This is a genomic window from Chryseobacterium sp. G0162, assembly GCF_003815715.1.
Taxonomy (GTDB): Bacteria; Bacteroidota; Bacteroidia; order Flavobacteriales; family Weeksellaceae; genus Chryseobacterium.
The window spans coordinates 136778-150777 of the sequence record NZ_CP033922.1 but is presented as its reverse complement, the minus strand read 5'-3'; the positions used below and the strand labels follow the sequence as shown (position 1 = coordinate 150777).

Genomic DNA, 14000 nt, shown 5'->3' with positions numbered 1-14000 from the left:
GAACTATCTTGGCTGTATAATTTAAGAAAAAATGATTTACGCATTCGATACTTACTACTATGAAGACTATGCCAATACCGTATGTATAGCCTTTGAAAAATGGACATCCGAAAGGGAAGTAGAGATTTTTACAGAGCAAACGCCTGTCTCTTCAGAATATGAAAGCGGAGCTTTTTACAAAAGAGAATTGCCGTGCATTCTGAGTTTATTGAATAAAATTGTTCTAAAAGAAGAAGATATTATCATTGTTGATGGTTATGTTACCCTTGATAATGAAGGAAAAATAGGTTTGGGAGGACATCTTTATGAAGCATTAGAGGGAAAACATCCGATTGTCGGAATTGCCAAAAATGAATTTACTACACCTGATTCCCAAAGAAGAAATGTACTTCGTGGCGATAGTAAAACACCCCTTTTTGTGACGGCGAAAGGAATAGATGTAGATCAGGTTAAGCAAGATGTAGAACAGATGCATGGTCCTTACAGGATTCCTACCTTACTGAAAAAGCTGGATCAGCTAAGCCGGGAATAAAAAATGGAGTGATTTCAAATATTAAAAATAGGCTGTTGTCATTCTGAGAACATTGAAAAATCTCTAAAAATCAGAATGACAGGTTTGAAGCCAATCAATTTTTCTGATGATTAATATACTGATCGGTATATTTTTATATATTTGTATATCCTTTCGCTTAAAAATAAGAGGAGATTTTTTTAATCTAAAATATACCGATTGGTATTTTTAAAAAATAAACAACACTATGAAAGAAGCATTTATCATTGCAGCAAAAAGAACCCCTATCGGAGGTTTTATGGGGAGTTTATCTGGTTTTACAGCTCCACAATTGGGAGCTATGGCTATACAGCATACTTATGAAAGTGTAGGAGTTTCCCCAAAAAATATAGACAGCATATATATGGGAAATGTATTGAGTGCAGGCGTGGGACAGTCGCCGGCGAGACAGTCAGCCATTTTTTCGAAAATTCCGGTAGATAAAGATGCTACCACCGTAAATAAAGTATGTGCTTCAGGAATGAAGGCCGCCATCATCGGAGCACAACAGATCCAACTCGGTTTAGAAAGTCTTGTCATGACAGGCGGAATGGAAAGTATGAGCAATGTGCCTCATTATAATTACCTTCGGAAAGGGCATAAATTAGGTGATACAGCGCTTACAGATGGTCTTATTAAAGACGGTTTGTGGGATGTGTATCATAACTTTCATATGGGAAGTGCGGCAGAGCTAGGAGTGAAAAAATACGGATTAACAAGACAACAACTGGATGACTATGCGCTAAGCTCTTATAAAAGAGCCCAGGAAGCAGCATCAGGAAATAAATTCAAAGCGGAATTATTTAACATCACCATTGAAGGAAAGAAAGGAATTACAATCGTAGAAAGAGATGAAGATATTGATAAACTGATTCCCGAGAAAATATCCTTGTTGAAACCTGTTTTTGAAAATGACGGGATGCTCACGGCTGCCAATTCAAGCAATCTCAATGATGGTGCAGCCGCAATATTACTTGGTTCCTCTGAGGCTGTACAAGGGTATCATCTTAAGCCATTAGCTAAGATTATAGCGTATGCTGATGCTGCTCAGTCCCCGGAGTGGTTTACCACTTCTCCATCTGTTGCCATTCAAAAAGTTTTGAAAAGTGCAGGACTTAGCCTGTCTGATATTGATTATTTTGAAATCAATGAAGCTTATTCTTCTGTAATTTTATCCAATCAGCAGATTCTGGGATATGATTTGGATAAGGTTAATGTATATGGGGGAGCTGTGGCAATGGGACATCCAATCGGAGCCTCAGGAGCACGAATTATGGCCACTTTGGTGAATGTATTACAGCAGAAAGGTGGACGGTATGGTATTGCAGCGATCTGTAATGGTGGCGGTGGAGCTTCAGCAATTCTTATTGAAAATTTAAATTAAATAAATAATTTTATACAATTATAGGGGTTAAAACTAATTGTAAAAGATAATATCATTATAAAAAAGCCCGAAAAAGCCCTAAAATAAAGGATTTGGACCAAAAAAAGCCCTAAAAAAAGGCTGAATCAAAATGTAAATTTATTGCTGTTTACTACCATTTTGCTACAATTTTTAAAGTCGATTTAAACCGGTTTTCAATTCGTTTTAAATTATACTTCCATAAATAACATATATACTACACTATATTGCCCTGAAACGCCGTTTTTGGGGCTTATTTGTGCTTTGAAAATGAAAGATTATCGTCATGGTTTATCTAAAATAAAAAGGAATAAAATTCCTAAATAAAAAGGAAGTAAATTCCTTTGGATTAACGTTTGGATTAACACTTGCATTAACAAATTATAGCTAAAAAAACATTGTGTAAAACGAGTAAATGAAAAAATAGGGTAAAAAATAACATTAAAACGGCTTCAAAAATAGCTTAATTTAATATTGGTTAAAAATAAATAAGTATTTAAGTGGTTTATTTTCAGTAATTTACAATTTTTATATAGAATAATAAAATAAAAAACATGTGTGTAGGAACCTTATTTCAGTTTAGATTTAGATTCAGGAGCATTAATATTATGTCTTTCAAACGATCGGTTTTTGCTTTTTAGTGATTCTATTTCAGCTTCCATATACGCTTTGTTTTCCTTTAATAGTTTAATATTTTCCATCGCAAGTTCGTACCTGTCTTTATAATCATCCTGGATAACTACATCATGCAAAACGCTTTCTGTCTGCACTTCTTTACCTAATATCAGCCAATCTAAAGAACAATCAAGTCTCTTGCTGATGTCTGTTATCTGCAAAATTGTAGGCATAACCTTATCACGTTCGATCTTGCTATAATGGCTTTGATCAATTTCTAAAATAACTGCGAAATCCTTCTGTTTAAAGCCTTTAAACTCCCTGGCTTCTCTGATTCTTTGTCCTAATGTCATGGTAAATATTTAAAAAATGGAAAATAGTTCCTAAAAATGTTTCACAATAGGAAAATATTTCCTTTCTTTGTTTCGTAATTCAAAACAAACGAAGCAATGAACAAAGTAACAAAAAAAAATCCGACCAAATACAATCAGTATGCTATTGATGGTTTGGTTTTAAAATACGGTTTGTCCTCATACTATATAAGACAATCTGTATCAGGAAATGTAGACGGTATTACGCCGGATCTTATCAAGTCGGATTATAAAAAATTAGAAGCCGACATCAACAAAGTTGTACAGGACACTATTACCAAATTTCTAAACATTCAAAACAAACAGTCATGAAATCAATTTATCAAACTTCAAAAAACTGGTTCTATTCCCTTGATGGGAAAACCTTAGAAATCCGAACTACACATTATTTGTTCGGTGGTCTGTTTACCTGGATCACCAAAAAAGAAGTTAATAACTCAATAGTTTGACTATGCCACATTTTTGGAATAATACAAACGTAGTCGCTGTATTGGTTGGTGAATTGGTTCCAAAATTCTGGAAAAATCAGGCGTGTTTATCTGTAGAAGTAAGCCGAAACCGCAATAAACCGTATGGTGTAAAAAGCCTACAACGCGGGGGCGGTAAAAATAAAGAACTGATAATTGATTTTGATTCGCTTCCTACACATATCCAAGATTATTTAGGGGATCCGAGAAAGTTAGAACATAATCTATTGTATTTCTACAAAACAGAATCAGTTGCAGTGGAATTTTACGCCTCTTTTAAACGCCCTGACGGCTCGTATTTGAAGCCCGAAGAACAACAAAGATATATTACTAATGCTTCCATTTTGATTAGCGTTTTGGGATTAAAAGAAAAGCATCAGACCGAAAGGATTAAACTTGGTATGTCTTTAAAAGGAATTAACACATTTTTATGTGAAGAAAGCAACAGTTTTAATGCTTATTTAGAGAAAAAGGAACTTCCAACCCATAACCTGCCTACGCATCCGACAAGGTTTAAAGAGACTTTAAATGAATTTGAAATACCGTTTAATTTTAATGGAACCGATTGGCCTTTCAATTTTATTTCCATCATCAAAGATGTTGAAGGGAAAAGAAAGCAAAATCCGAGAAAGGTAGACGATCAAACGTTAATGATTTTAAATGGTTTGTTCAAAACACAATCTCACAAACCGACAGCCACAGAGATCCATAGATCTTATGAAGCTTTCCTGAATGGATATGTAACGGTTTACAACGAAGATACAGGCGAAGAGTATGCACCAAAGGACTTTCCAAAGTTATCCGAAAGTACTGTAACAAACTATTTGACGAAATGGGAAAACAAAGCAGCTACTTACAAAGTGAGATCCGGTGACAGACAAAAGTATATGAATGCTTTCAAACCTTATCACCAACTGGAAAGACCAAAGTTTGCAGGTTCTTTAATTTCTATTGACGACAGAAACCCACCTTTCAAAGATTTAACCGGTAACAGGGTTTGGTTTTACAACGGGATTGATCTTGGTAGTGAATGTTTTACCGTTTTCGTGTATGGTAAATCAAAAGAAGGGATCATCTTGGATTTTTACAGACAAATGGTCCGCAATTACACAGAATGGGGTATCAATATTCCTGACGGACTGGAAGCGGAAAGCGCTTTAAACAGCAGTTTTACAAAGTCATTTTTACAAGAGGGTTATATGTTCCAAAATGTAAGAATTGAGGCCAATAACGCAAGAGGTAAAAGAATTGAAAGGTATTTCGGATCTCTACGATACGGATCTGAAAAAGAACGTGAAGGATGGCTGGCAAGACCGCACGCATTGAGCGAATCGAACCAAAAAGGAAGTGCAGAAGTGCCAATGTTACCGTATGAAAGAATTATCGAAGAGTGTATAACTGATATCTACGACTGGAACAATGCCCCGCATTCGGTTGATCCTTCAAAAACAAGATGGGAATACTTTTTAGAAATGCAGCACCCGGAATTGAAGCCAACTAACTGGAAAGCAATTTTACCAAGTTTAGGATATCCTCAAAAAACATCCTGTCACAAAGGATATATACAGCTACAAGGTAAAGCACGAGCAATCGCAGATAATGGTAAAATCAGTTTAGGTGAAGATCTGATCAACACGATGAAAATTATCGAAGGAAAAGACATCGACGTTTATTGGCTTGACGATAACCAGGGAAATGTTTTAAAAGCTCTTGCATTTTACGAAAACCGGTTTATCTGCGAAGTTCAGGAAATGCCGAAATATAATAGAGCGGTTATTGAACGCACGGAAGCTGACGAAAAAGCGCGAGAAATTCAAAGCATGTACGTTGCAACTGTTGAAGGATTTATAAAACGACAAGAAAAGTCCTTACAGAATATCAACATCATTCGACAGCCGAAGCCGGAACCAAAAAACGGTTTTTATGTTCCTGGAATGAACATCAAACGTTTTGCACCTTCTGAACCTGGAAAAGTTGAAACGATCGAAACGCCGGAAGAGGATTTCAAAACGCATACGCCGAATGTGAGCTGGCAAAACGCATTTTTCAAATAATAAAAATTTATCTCATGGAATTAACTTTAGCATATAAACAACAAGTAAGACAAGCATTATTAGAAGCCCGTAAAAACTTCGGTGGTACGGATGCTCAATACGCTAAAATTTATAACATAAACGGTGCAGTTTACAGCCGATTGAACAAAGGTGAAATAGAAAAAATAATTTCTGACAGCCAATGGCTTCAAATAGGCAGACAATTAAATATCAACATCCGTGATATTGATTGGAAAATCGTAAGAACGCAGGTTTATAACGAAATTGAACAAAGTATTAGTTTTTGCCAGGCATTCAGCCGCTCAATGATATTGGTTGATGATTGTGGTATCGGGAAAACTTTCTGTTCAAAAAACATCGTTAAAACGCTTAAAAATGCTTTTTACATTGACTGTTCGCAGGCCAAAACCAAACAACAATTTATCCGATTACTGGCAAAAACCATCGGTTTGGATAATAAAGGCAAGTATGTAGATGTAAAAGAAAACCTGAAATATTATTTAAACCTGTTACATCAGCCGGTTATCGTAGTTGACGAAGCCGGAGACCTTGAATATCCCGCATTTTTGGAATTAAAGGAACTTTGGAACGCTACGGACGGTTATTGTGGTTGGTATATGGTTGGAGCTGACGGGCTTCGTGCCAAAATTGAAAAAGGAATTAACAGCAGAAAGGTTGGTTATGCCGAAATATTCAGCCGTTTTTCTGACGAATTTATCAAACTTACTCCGAACGGTGTAGATGATAAAAAAGCCTTTAGATATGAGTTATTAACGCAAGTAGCATCGGCAAACCATAAAGGATCCCAGCCGGTTGAAACTCTTGTAAACCAATGTATGAAAAAAGAAGCCACTTTAAGGCATCTTGATACTCTTCTTAAAATCAGCGCTTAATGAGAACATACACAGTTAAAAATATCTTAGATAGAACCCTGAAAATTTTAGTCCTTACAGGTATTTGGCTGGATATATTCGGAAAACCGGAACGAAACGGAAAGATGTGGATCATCTACGGTGAAGAGAAAAACGGAAAAACGTGGTTTTCTATTCTGTTAGCTCAATTTTTAAGCCTGTCTGAAAAGATTTTATACATATCTGCCGAAGAGGGTTTAGGACTATCGTTCCAGGATGTTTGTAAACGGGCCAATTTGGACGAAAAAAACAAAAATTTCCAAGCCTATGGATATGTAACCCTGGAAGATCTTAAAGCTCATTTAAAACGCAGATATGCACCGAAGATCATTTTTATAGATAATGTGACGGTTTATGTAGAAGAGCTTAAAAATGGCGGTTTACAAAGCCTTATGAAGGACAACCCGGATAAACTTTTCATTTTCATTGCTCATGAGGACCGTGGGGAACCATACACAGCAACCGCCAAAATGATCAAAAGGCTTGCAGATCGAATAGTTCGGGTTCAGGGATTGGTAGCAACGGTTGGCGGCCGTACGAAGGGCGGTCAATTCGTAGTAGACCAGGAAAAAGCAATGATCCTGCACGGATCCAATATTATTAATTAAAAACAATCACAATATGACAACAAATAACGCAAACAGACAGCCTACCATGAACGCTATCGGTTACAATGAGTGGGGATATGATAACTTAATTCATAGATTTTTCGTCACCTGGTGTGAAGTAATGGCCGATAAATTTTTCTACAAAGATCGGGATCTGATAAATAGCGCCGCTCTTTTCAACTACTATAAAACTCAATGGAGCATCCTGGTTGAAAACAAATTTGTAAGAGAATACGGCGGTTATATTTCCAATAATATTCCTGACAGTCAAAAGATCTATCACGGTATTATTTGCGAGTACGGGAACGAACTGGAAAACTATTATCCGGCTTCTATTCTGAAAGACACAAAGCAGAACAGAGATCTACAATTTCATTTAAACTAAATATCATGACAGGAGAAAAAATGCTTGATGAAATCATCAAAAAAATTAGTATAGAAGGCGAAAACACTATATCTAAAATGATCAAAGCGCATAAAAGCGCACAGGATTATATAGATTCTGTTCTGAAAGAAGAGTATAACAAAGCCTTTGCAGCTGGTAAGAAAGCTGCCGAATCAGAAAGGATAAACAACCAAATTAAAAACAATTGATTTTAACAAATATTTTAACATGACAACAGAACTACAAGGCCGATTAATGGCCATCATGAATGAACTTAGTACAGCTAAACTTCCGGCAATTATTATTGTAAGGTCAACAGATCAGATCACTGCCGTTAAAAATTCCCATGATAGAACTACTTCTGAACTTTTTATGGAGTATATGAATGGTTCAGAAGACAGGATGAACGCTTTTTTAGACGTTTTAGAAGAAAAATTAGCAAATATTCCCAATGAATCTACAGAACAACCAGCAACCGACGGAACAACAGCTGAATGATATCATCGCAGATCTTAAAGAGCAATTAGAAAGTTGCAGCGACGATACAATAGCAGACGAACTTATCAAAGAAATTAAGTTCCGGGAAAACCAACAAAAACAATTAATTATAAAAAATAACGCGTTATGAAAAATCAAAAAATCCTTAGAAAATTAGAAGATCTTAGTTTGTTTAGAAAAGTAACAATACATATCGGGGGCAATGTTGAAGCCACTTTACGAGACAGAAATATTAATGATACTGATTTTCGTCACTTGCTTTCAGAATTTAACCCTAAAAAGTTTAATATAAACTTAACGACTGTAGATGGCGAATTGGTAGTAAAAATCGAAAAACTACCTTCATTAAGTCATTACCGTACACATCCAGTTTTTGTGCCTGGTCACTTTCCTGATATGCCATTGATTAGACCGTTTCACCGAAGATTTTAATAATAAACTTAATTTAAAAAATATCATGACAACAATAGATATCAAAACATTATCACCGGAACAACGAAAAAAGATCGCTGACGATTTAAAACAGATTGCAATATCCGAAAAGGAAAAACGGGCAAACGATCTGAAAGCCCTGGACGATCTCGCAGCAGAAACCCTTCCCGGATCTATGCAGATTTTGCGCGAAGCATCCGAAAACCTGGAAAAAGCCAAAGCCAAAGTTTTCAGCGATTTTGAAACCTATCTGAAAATGAAGATCGAAACGATCGGCGTTAAAAACAACCAGCAAAGCCACACGATCACCGTTGGAAAAGAAAGCATTAAACTTGGTTATAGGATTACAGATGGCTACGGCGAAAACGCTTCATACGGAATTGCAATGGTTCATAAATTCCTGGAAAGTTTGGGTAAAGATGATAATTCAAAAAAAATACTTGGAGCCGTAATGAAGTTGTTACAGCGAAATGGCAAAGGAGATCTTGACAGTAAAAAAGTTTTAGAACTTAAACAGATCGCCGACAAGGATTTTCCGGGAACAGATTTTCAAAAAGGTGTAGAGATCATCCAGGCTGAATACAAACCAAAGTTATCAAAGTGGTTTATTGAAGCCTACTACACCGATGGAACCGGTATTGAAAGAAGCATCCCGCTTTCAATGACAAGTGTGGACCTTCCGAAAGATACAGATCTAACATTTTTACTACCAAAATCATAGGTATGACAATCACCAAACAACAGATTTCCCAGCTGCAAACTATTTGCAGCGGGAAATTCAGAGACAGAGAAGAAAGACTGGAAGCATTATCCGAAATGATGGGTTGTGAAATAACCTCAATTAAAGATCTAAACCAGTTACAAGCAAGTGAATTGATCCACTTTTTCAACACAGGAAAAACAATGGATCACAGTTCGTGGGGGTTTTTTGACAAAAGAAACAATCAACACAAGAACGTTTTAAGTATCTGCCATACTCTTGGATGGGTAAACGAAGAAAATCCGCAGTTTGTAGATCTCCATCGGCTTGGTGGTTGGCTTAAATCGGACAGATCACCGGTAAAAAAGCCATTAAAAGAAATGAGCAGTACCGAAGTATCGAAAATTATTTTTGCTCTTCAAAATATCGTTAAATCTAAATTCAAATAAAATTATGTCAAAAATACAATTAACAGATAACACAATGGATGTTGTCGTAAAAATGTCAGAAGGAAACCCAGGTGCGATGGGTGCAATTATGGAAATTCTAACTAAAGGCGGGACGATAGATCCTAATGCAATGGGTGGTTTAGGTTCAGTTTTGTTTCTTGATACTTTGGGTATTTATGGAACTGATATTTATATTTTATTCAGCGATATATGTGATAGATCTTTATCTAAAATGCTTGCTGTACTTCGTGCTACTCAATTCGGCTTTTTTGATGGGAAATTGTTAAAAACTGCGTGTTCATTTCAGGATTATTCAGGGCGCGAAATGGTTCCAGTTGATGAACTTTATAAAAAAGTAAAAGAAAGGCTACCGGAATTTGATAGCAAAGCATAATTCTAACAATAAAATATAAATCAATGAAAATCATAGTTCACAAAGTAGGTAACAAAATAAACGGTGAAGATCTTAATATTTCTAAAGATGCACTGCAACTGGATGAAGCAACGGCGGAAATGTTGCAGCATTATTTTTTAAGTTCTTTCAAAACAGAAGAAACATATCAATTTTACAGCGATTCTTATTTGTCAACAAATCCCGTTTACAATGCTGTTAAAGAAATCTTTCAGGATAATTGGTATTTTGAAAGCTATTCCCAGGATATCGCGAGATATTTGTATGAAGCTGCCGAAAATCCGAGAGTTCAAGGCGGTGAATTGTTTGTCGTTCTTTTCAAAGGTGAAAACGAAAACGATATCGACAAGATCGGAATTTTTAAAACGGAAAAAAGAGAACCATTTTTAAAAATATTTCCTAACGAATCCGATCCCATCGAACAACATTTCGGCGTGAGTTTGGCCAAAATTGATAAAGCCGCTTTAATCTACAACCAGGACAAAGAAAATGGTTTTGTCCTTTCCGTTGTAGATAACAATAAAAATGGTGATATGTATTACTGGTTTGAGGACTTTTTAAAGGTCAAACAGCGTACTGATGATTATTTCCATACGCAGGAATCCTTAAACGTTTTTAAAGACTATATCAAAAAGCAGCTTCCGGCAGAATTTGAAGTTTCCAAAGCTGATCAGGCGGACTTCCTGAATAAGTCGATCAATTTTTTCAAAGAGAAAGAAGAATTTAAGTTAGAAGAGTTCAACAATGAAGTTTTAGGCGATGAAAAAGTGATCGAAAGTTTTAACGCCTTTAAAACCGATTATGAACAGGATATGCAGATCAACATCGCAGAAGAATTTCCGATCAGCGATGGTGCTGTAAAGAAGTCACAGAGTAAGTTTAAAACAATCATCAAACTTGATACGAACTTTCATATCTACGTGCATGGTGATCGTAACCTGATCACACAGGATCAGGACGAAAACGGGCTATTCTACAAACTTTATTATCAAAAAGAACAATAAAATGATACTAATATTTAAAGCCTTTTTAATCCTTCTTTTGCTCGTGTTTGGGATTCTATTGGCAATTGTTGTTTTTACAATGGCCGATTGTGAAAAACATTTGGTAGAAATGGAATATGAAATGGAATTGGAAATTCTAAAAAGAGAACAGGACGAACAATTAAAAAATTCTGAATAGTATGATATTACCATTTTCAACCCAAATAAACGGAAAACCAACCTATTTTATTGATAAAATATGGATTGGGTTATCTCTCAAACATGTTATAAACGCTCGTAATTTGGAACCGTTTTTTACTGATTACCGCTATAAATTTGGTAAATCATTTGACCAAGTAGAAAGACCTTTAGCAGATAATTACTTCGGAAAGCTGCATACAATAAGAGAAGATAAAACAGATCGCTGGAAAGAAGGTCGTATGATAGATTTTTTTATCAATAACAGAACTAAAGATGCATTTCGTTTTGCTCCACGTATTCCGGTCATATCTACACAAATAATATTTTTTGACTATTTCCCTAAAATCGGAAAGCTTAATGTTATAATAGATGGCAAGCATTTATCACCCGAAAGATTGGAAATACTTGCTTTAAATGATGGTTTTGAAAATTTTCAAGAGTTCAAAGAATATTTCAAAAATGTAGTCTCAACCGGTAAACCAAAAAAAATGAAAATAATACACTGGACTAATTTTAAATATTAAATCATGAATGCAAAACACGGCCTACGAGACTACAGCGTAATTTATAATGATAAAATGGGAATGGGTTATATACTTCCAATCTCTATGGACATTAATAGCTTTATTGATCCGGTCCCGGTGAAAATTGGTGGAGAGATAATAAGCCCGCAAAGTGAAACAACTTTATTAGGATATTTTAATCTGAAACCAGCAACGTATATCGGTATGCTTGATAATGAAATGATATTTTATTTAGGTGAAACATCAGATCTTTTTGAATGTAACAGATATTACATATCAATAGTAAAACTGTCTGAAAAACGTATTTTCTCTATGTTCACTCATAAGGCAGGCCGTGATTTTAATTTAGTTAATAATAAGTGGAATTAATGAAAAGTAAATGTAGGATCCCTAGAATAGTAGTGAAGATCTGCAAAACTTTAGATATCACTACTAAAGAATTACGATCAAGGAGTAGAAGACAAGATTTTTGCGATGTACGGAAAATCATTTGTTATGTTTTGAGGGCCGAAGGTTTAACCTTTGAGCATATAGGAAGGATTATAAAACATGATCATAGTACAGTAATTTATAATCTTAAAGAATATGATCTGATGATAAACTGCAATCGAGATTTCAAACATAAAGTATCTGTAGTAAATAAACTATTGGAAAATGAAAAAGCTTCTGACACTTGATAACAGTAAATTACTTGTTTTAAACAACAGTATGCAGATTTTAGACACATTGGATCTACAAAGCCAGGCGAAAAACCTTAGATCTGTTGTTTCAATCTGTAAAGAGCTTAGAACCGAGCTTCTAAAGAAAGCCATTGATAAAAGGGAAAAAGATAAAAGTTTTGTTTTGAAACTGTCATACTATAAAGCAGAAGCTTTGCTGGTATATCTACGAGACTATGAAATTTATTTCCCGGATGAATTTGGATCCTACGAAGCGAACGCGGTTTTACAAATGAAAAACGAACTTCATAAACAATTATTATGACAGAATATGTAGCACTACATAAGCAAAGCGACAAGAAATTTTATTTAAAATATGATTCCTTCGGAGTTTTTAAGTCGATTAGCCTGGAAGGTGAACGATGGACCGAAGAGCAGGTATTGTGGATCCTTAAAAGTTCACGAGTTCCGAAAACCGAAACTGAATACTGGAAGTTTATGGAGCGCAAAGATTTAGACTTTGAATATTTGGAGCTCCCGAAAGATTTAAGCTTTGAATATTTTTGGAAAACCTACGGATATAAAGTCGGTAAGATCCCAGCAACCCGGAAGGCGTGGCAAGCTCTATCCGATGCGGAAAAAATAGAAGCTCTTCTATACATTCCTAAACTTCGGATGAAAAAGAAAATTGATAATACCGCCATGCCTTATCCGAGTACGTACCTAAACGGACGTTATTGGCTGGCTGAAAAGATTTAAACCATATTTAAAAACGATTTAAAAATGAATGAAATTATATTATCCAACGGGAGATCCCAGGGTAAAGCAATGACAGAAATTTTGCAATCAGATGAATACAAAAAATTTATTCGTGCTGCCGGGATATCCGCAGAAGATATGCAATATTTTGCCGCTAAAATATCCGCAGCATTTGCAGATACAACAAAAGCTACTGAACAATTAACAAAAGTAAGCGAGCTTATTCGTTCAGCAGCTCAAGATCTTAATAAAAGTTTATTGAAAGTGAGATATAACAATGCAAATCATGTAAACCCATTTTATAGAAAATATCAAGCTAATGGATATATTAGGAAAGGATCATTTCGGTAGACCTTTATATGGAAAATCACCAAAACAGGTTTTAATAAAACTAAATGGCTTTGATTATTCAAAATTAGAAGTGTTTGAAGCTCTTCATAAAAAAGGCTACATTTTCAAATACTATACCGATACCTGGAAAGATGAAACTTTTCCAAATGGTATCAGTATAGAAACGACAATGGTAGAATGTGCAATAAAAGAAGGTGAAGAGCCTTCCGAAGCCAATTTTTGGTATAAAGTTGCAGAAAAAGAGTTTCAGAAAATAAATGTTAAACCACCTTTAGAATAAATTTTTTAATATGAATACGGAAACCCGTAATGTACAGATTTTTGTTAGTTCTACATTTGTAATGTTAAAATTAATTGTTCAATGTTAGAATTACAAATTACAGCAGAAAAAGGTTTTTTTAGAAAGTTCTTAGCGGCTTACGGTGAAGTTTCATTAATCGTAGACAGCGACGGAAGATTGTGGGATCGGGTTAAATACATCGTATCGGTTGATAGGATAACCCACGAAACAATTATTACTTTCAAACCTGAACCAGGCATCGAAAAAATTTCGATCCAGGATTTTAAAACAATTACTGATCTCATTTCCGAATCAGAAGTTTAGAAGTTGTACACGAAGGGGGTGCGGACCGACGGGTTCGCACCCCCTTTTTTATTTAAAAAAAAGTC

Annotated in this window: 25 protein-coding genes; 24 read left to right on the top strand and 1 reads right to left on the bottom strand. The window is 35.3% G+C overall.

Annotated features, from left to right (window positions below):
- Positions 1–31 precede the first annotated feature (31 nt).
- Together EG344_RS00785 and EG344_RS00780 are read left to right on the top strand one after the other, a co-directional pair.
- Positions 32–532 (top strand): endonuclease V, encoded by a 501-nt coding sequence (locus EG344_RS00785; RefSeq protein WP_123855659.1) that lies wholly within the window; start codon positions 32–34, stop codon positions 530–532.
- A 226-nt stretch (positions 533–758) separates the two neighbouring features.
- Positions 759–1934, top strand: a complete 1176-nt coding sequence (locus EG344_RS00780) for an acetyl-CoA C-acyltransferase (RefSeq protein ID WP_123907843.1) — start codon at positions 759–761, stop codon at positions 1932–1934.
- A 587-nt stretch (positions 1935–2521) separates the two neighbouring features.
- On the opposite strand, the gene EG344_RS00775 is transcribed toward EG344_RS00780, so the two are convergent.
- Positions 2522–2920 carry a helix-turn-helix domain-containing protein gene (locus EG344_RS00775; protein ID WP_123907842.1) on the bottom strand — a complete coding sequence of 133 codons (399 nt, stop codon included), beginning with the start codon at positions 2918–2920 and terminating at the stop codon, positions 2522–2524.
- Between the two features lie 96 nt (positions 2921–3016).
- On the opposite strand from EG344_RS00775, the gene EG344_RS00770 reads away from it, so the two are divergent.
- The 22 genes from EG344_RS00770 (at position 3017) to EG344_RS00675 (ending at position 13935) form a co-directional block, all read left to right on the top strand.
- The gene (locus EG344_RS00770; protein WP_123842067.1) at positions 3017–3250 is read left to right on the top strand and encodes a hypothetical protein; all 234 of its coding nucleotides are present in this window, start codon (positions 3017–3019) and stop codon (positions 3248–3250) included.
- Positions 3247–3387, top strand: a complete 141-nt coding sequence (locus tag EG344_RS23705) for a hypothetical protein (protein ID WP_164464367.1) — start codon at positions 3247–3249, stop codon at positions 3385–3387. Before EG344_RS00770 ends, EG344_RS23705 begins: the two co-directional genes overlap by 4 nt.
- Positions 3388–3389: 2 nt before the next feature.
- Positions 3390–5459 carry a hypothetical protein gene (locus EG344_RS00765; protein WP_123907841.1) on the top strand — a complete coding sequence of 690 codons (2070 nt, stop codon included), beginning with the start codon at positions 3390–3392 and terminating at the stop codon, positions 5457–5459.
- A 14-nt stretch (positions 5460–5473) separates the two neighbouring features.
- Positions 5474–6352, top strand: a complete 879-nt coding sequence (locus EG344_RS00760) for an ATP-binding protein (protein WP_123907840.1) — start codon at positions 5474–5476, stop codon at positions 6350–6352.
- On the top strand, positions 6352–6978 hold the full coding sequence (locus tag EG344_RS00755) for an ATP-binding protein (RefSeq protein WP_123907839.1): 627 nt from the start codon (positions 6352–6354) through the stop codon (positions 6976–6978). Before EG344_RS00760 ends, EG344_RS00755 begins: the two co-directional genes overlap by 1 nt.
- A gap of 13 nt (positions 6979–6991) precedes the next feature.
- Complete coding sequence (locus EG344_RS00750; protein WP_123907838.1) at positions 6992–7363, top strand: hypothetical protein; 372 nt, start codon at positions 6992–6994, stop codon at positions 7361–7363.
- Positions 7364–7368: 5 nt separating this feature from the next.
- Positions 7369–7572, top strand: coding sequence for a hypothetical protein (locus EG344_RS00745; RefSeq protein WP_123907837.1), 204 nt, complete (start codon positions 7369–7371; stop codon positions 7570–7572).
- Between the two features lie 19 nt (positions 7573–7591).
- Entirely contained in the window at positions 7592–7861 is a 270-nt protein-coding gene (locus EG344_RS00740) for a hypothetical protein (protein ID WP_123907836.1), read from the top strand.
- Between the two features lie 126 nt (positions 7862–7987).
- Complete coding sequence (locus EG344_RS00735; RefSeq protein ID WP_123907835.1) at positions 7988–8293, top strand: hypothetical protein; 306 nt, start codon at positions 7988–7990, stop codon at positions 8291–8293.
- Between the two features lie 25 nt (positions 8294–8318).
- Positions 8319–9014: a DUF3164 family protein gene (locus EG344_RS00730; RefSeq protein WP_123907834.1), complete on the top strand. Its 696-nt coding sequence runs from the start codon at positions 8319–8321 to the stop codon at positions 9012–9014.
- 2 nt (positions 9015–9016) lie between these two features.
- Positions 9017–9442, top strand: a complete 426-nt coding sequence (locus EG344_RS00725) for a hypothetical protein (RefSeq protein WP_123907833.1) — start codon at positions 9017–9019, stop codon at positions 9440–9442.
- Between the two features lie 4 nt (positions 9443–9446).
- The gene (locus EG344_RS00720) at positions 9447–9836 is read left to right on the top strand and encodes a hypothetical protein (protein WP_123907832.1); all 390 of its coding nucleotides are present in this window, start codon (positions 9447–9449) and stop codon (positions 9834–9836) included.
- Positions 9837–9859: 23 nt separating this feature from the next.
- Positions 9860–10858, top strand: coding sequence for a nucleoid-associated protein (locus EG344_RS00715; RefSeq protein ID WP_123907831.1), 999 nt, complete (start codon positions 9860–9862; stop codon positions 10856–10858).
- A 1-nt stretch (position 10859) separates the two neighbouring features.
- Positions 10860–11036 (top strand): hypothetical protein, encoded by a 177-nt coding sequence (locus EG344_RS23700; protein ID WP_164464366.1) that lies wholly within the window; start codon positions 10860–10862, stop codon positions 11034–11036.
- 1 nt (position 11037) lies between these two features.
- Positions 11038–11562, top strand: coding sequence for a hypothetical protein (locus tag EG344_RS00710; protein ID WP_123907830.1), 525 nt, complete (start codon positions 11038–11040; stop codon positions 11560–11562).
- 3 nt (positions 11563–11565) lie between these two features.
- A complete protein-coding gene (locus EG344_RS00705; protein ID WP_123907829.1) occupies positions 11566–11931 on the top strand; it encodes a hypothetical protein in 366 nt (121 codons plus the stop codon).
- Positions 11931–12239, top strand: coding sequence for a helix-turn-helix domain-containing protein (locus tag EG344_RS24465; RefSeq protein ID WP_123907828.1), 309 nt, complete (start codon positions 11931–11933; stop codon positions 12237–12239). Before EG344_RS00705 ends, EG344_RS24465 begins: the two co-directional genes overlap by 1 nt.
- Positions 12217–12546 (top strand): hypothetical protein, encoded by a 330-nt coding sequence (locus EG344_RS00695; protein ID WP_123842079.1) that lies wholly within the window; start codon positions 12217–12219, stop codon positions 12544–12546. The genes EG344_RS24465 and EG344_RS00695 overlap by 23 nt, the downstream gene beginning before the upstream one ends.
- Positions 12543–12980 carry a hypothetical protein gene (locus EG344_RS00690; protein WP_123907827.1) on the top strand — a complete coding sequence of 146 codons (438 nt, stop codon included), beginning with the start codon at positions 12543–12545 and terminating at the stop codon, positions 12978–12980. The genes EG344_RS00695 and EG344_RS00690 overlap by 4 nt, the downstream gene beginning before the upstream one ends.
- Before the next feature lie 24 nt (positions 12981–13004).
- Positions 13005–13331, top strand: a complete 327-nt coding sequence (locus EG344_RS00685; protein WP_123907826.1) for a hypothetical protein — start codon at positions 13005–13007, stop codon at positions 13329–13331.
- Positions 13300–13611: a hypothetical protein gene (locus EG344_RS00680; RefSeq protein WP_123907825.1), complete on the top strand. Its 312-nt coding sequence runs from the start codon at positions 13300–13302 to the stop codon at positions 13609–13611. Before EG344_RS00685 ends, EG344_RS00680 begins: the two co-directional genes overlap by 32 nt.
- Positions 13612–13692: 81 nt before the next feature.
- Complete coding sequence (locus EG344_RS00675) at positions 13693–13935, top strand: hypothetical protein (protein WP_123907824.1); 243 nt, start codon at positions 13693–13695, stop codon at positions 13933–13935.
- Positions 13936–14000 lie beyond the last annotated feature (65 nt).

Coding starts and splice junctions, on each gene's coding strand:
- EG344_RS24465 (WP_123907828.1), top strand. CDS start 11,931: ATGAAAAGTAAATGTAGGATCCCTAGAATAGTAGTGAAGATCTGCAAA.
- EG344_RS00695 (WP_123842079.1), top strand. CDS start 12,217: ATGAAAAAGCTTCTGACACTTGATAACAGTAAATTACTTGTTTTAAAC.
- EG344_RS00780 (WP_123907843.1), top strand. CDS start 759: ATGAAAGAAGCATTTATCATTGCAGCAAAAAGAACCCCTATCGGAGGT.
- EG344_RS00675 (WP_123907824.1), top strand. CDS start 13,693: ATGTTAGAATTACAAATTACAGCAGAAAAAGGTTTTTTTAGAAAGTTC.
- EG344_RS00730 (WP_123907834.1), top strand. CDS start 8,319: ATGACAACAATAGATATCAAAACATTATCACCGGAACAACGAAAAAAG.
- EG344_RS00775 (WP_123907842.1), bottom strand. CDS start 2,920: ATGACATTAGGACAAAGAATCAGAGAAGCCAGGGAGTTTAAAGGCTTT.
- EG344_RS00715 (WP_123907831.1), top strand. CDS start 9,860: ATGAAAATCATAGTTCACAAAGTAGGTAACAAAATAAACGGTGAAGAT.
- EG344_RS00750 (WP_123907838.1), top strand. CDS start 6,992: ATGACAACAAATAACGCAAACAGACAGCCTACCATGAACGCTATCGGT.
- EG344_RS23705 (WP_164464367.1), top strand. CDS start 3,247: ATGAAATCAATTTATCAAACTTCAAAAAACTGGTTCTATTCCCTTGAT.
- EG344_RS00680 (WP_123907825.1), top strand. CDS start 13,300: ATGGATATATTAGGAAAGGATCATTTCGGTAGACCTTTATATGGAAAA.
- EG344_RS00760 (WP_123907840.1), top strand. CDS start 5,474: ATGGAATTAACTTTAGCATATAAACAACAAGTAAGACAAGCATTATTA.
- EG344_RS00690 (WP_123907827.1), top strand. CDS start 12,543: ATGACAGAATATGTAGCACTACATAAGCAAAGCGACAAGAAATTTTAT.
- EG344_RS00735 (WP_123907835.1), top strand. CDS start 7,988: ATGAAAAATCAAAAAATCCTTAGAAAATTAGAAGATCTTAGTTTGTTT.
- EG344_RS00720 (WP_123907832.1), top strand. CDS start 9,447: ATGTCAAAAATACAATTAACAGATAACACAATGGATGTTGTCGTAAAA.
- EG344_RS00745 (WP_123907837.1), top strand. CDS start 7,369: ATGACAGGAGAAAAAATGCTTGATGAAATCATCAAAAAAATTAGTATA.
- EG344_RS23700 (WP_164464366.1), top strand. CDS start 10,860: ATGATACTAATATTTAAAGCCTTTTTAATCCTTCTTTTGCTCGTGTTT.
- EG344_RS00725 (WP_123907833.1), top strand. CDS start 9,017: ATGACAATCACCAAACAACAGATTTCCCAGCTGCAAACTATTTGCAGC.
- EG344_RS00710 (WP_123907830.1), top strand. CDS start 11,038: ATGATATTACCATTTTCAACCCAAATAAACGGAAAACCAACCTATTTT.
- EG344_RS00740 (WP_123907836.1), top strand. CDS start 7,592: ATGACAACAGAACTACAAGGCCGATTAATGGCCATCATGAATGAACTT.
- EG344_RS00785 (WP_123855659.1), top strand. CDS start 32: ATGATTTACGCATTCGATACTTACTACTATGAAGACTATGCCAATACC.
- EG344_RS00755 (WP_123907839.1), top strand. CDS start 6,352: ATGAGAACATACACAGTTAAAAATATCTTAGATAGAACCCTGAAAATT.
- EG344_RS00765 (WP_123907841.1), top strand. CDS start 3,390: ATGCCACATTTTTGGAATAATACAAACGTAGTCGCTGTATTGGTTGGT.
- EG344_RS00770 (WP_123842067.1), top strand. CDS start 3,017: ATGAACAAAGTAACAAAAAAAAATCCGACCAAATACAATCAGTATGCT.
- EG344_RS00685 (WP_123907826.1), top strand. CDS start 13,005: ATGAATGAAATTATATTATCCAACGGGAGATCCCAGGGTAAAGCAATG.
- EG344_RS00705 (WP_123907829.1), top strand. CDS start 11,566: ATGAATGCAAAACACGGCCTACGAGACTACAGCGTAATTTATAATGAT.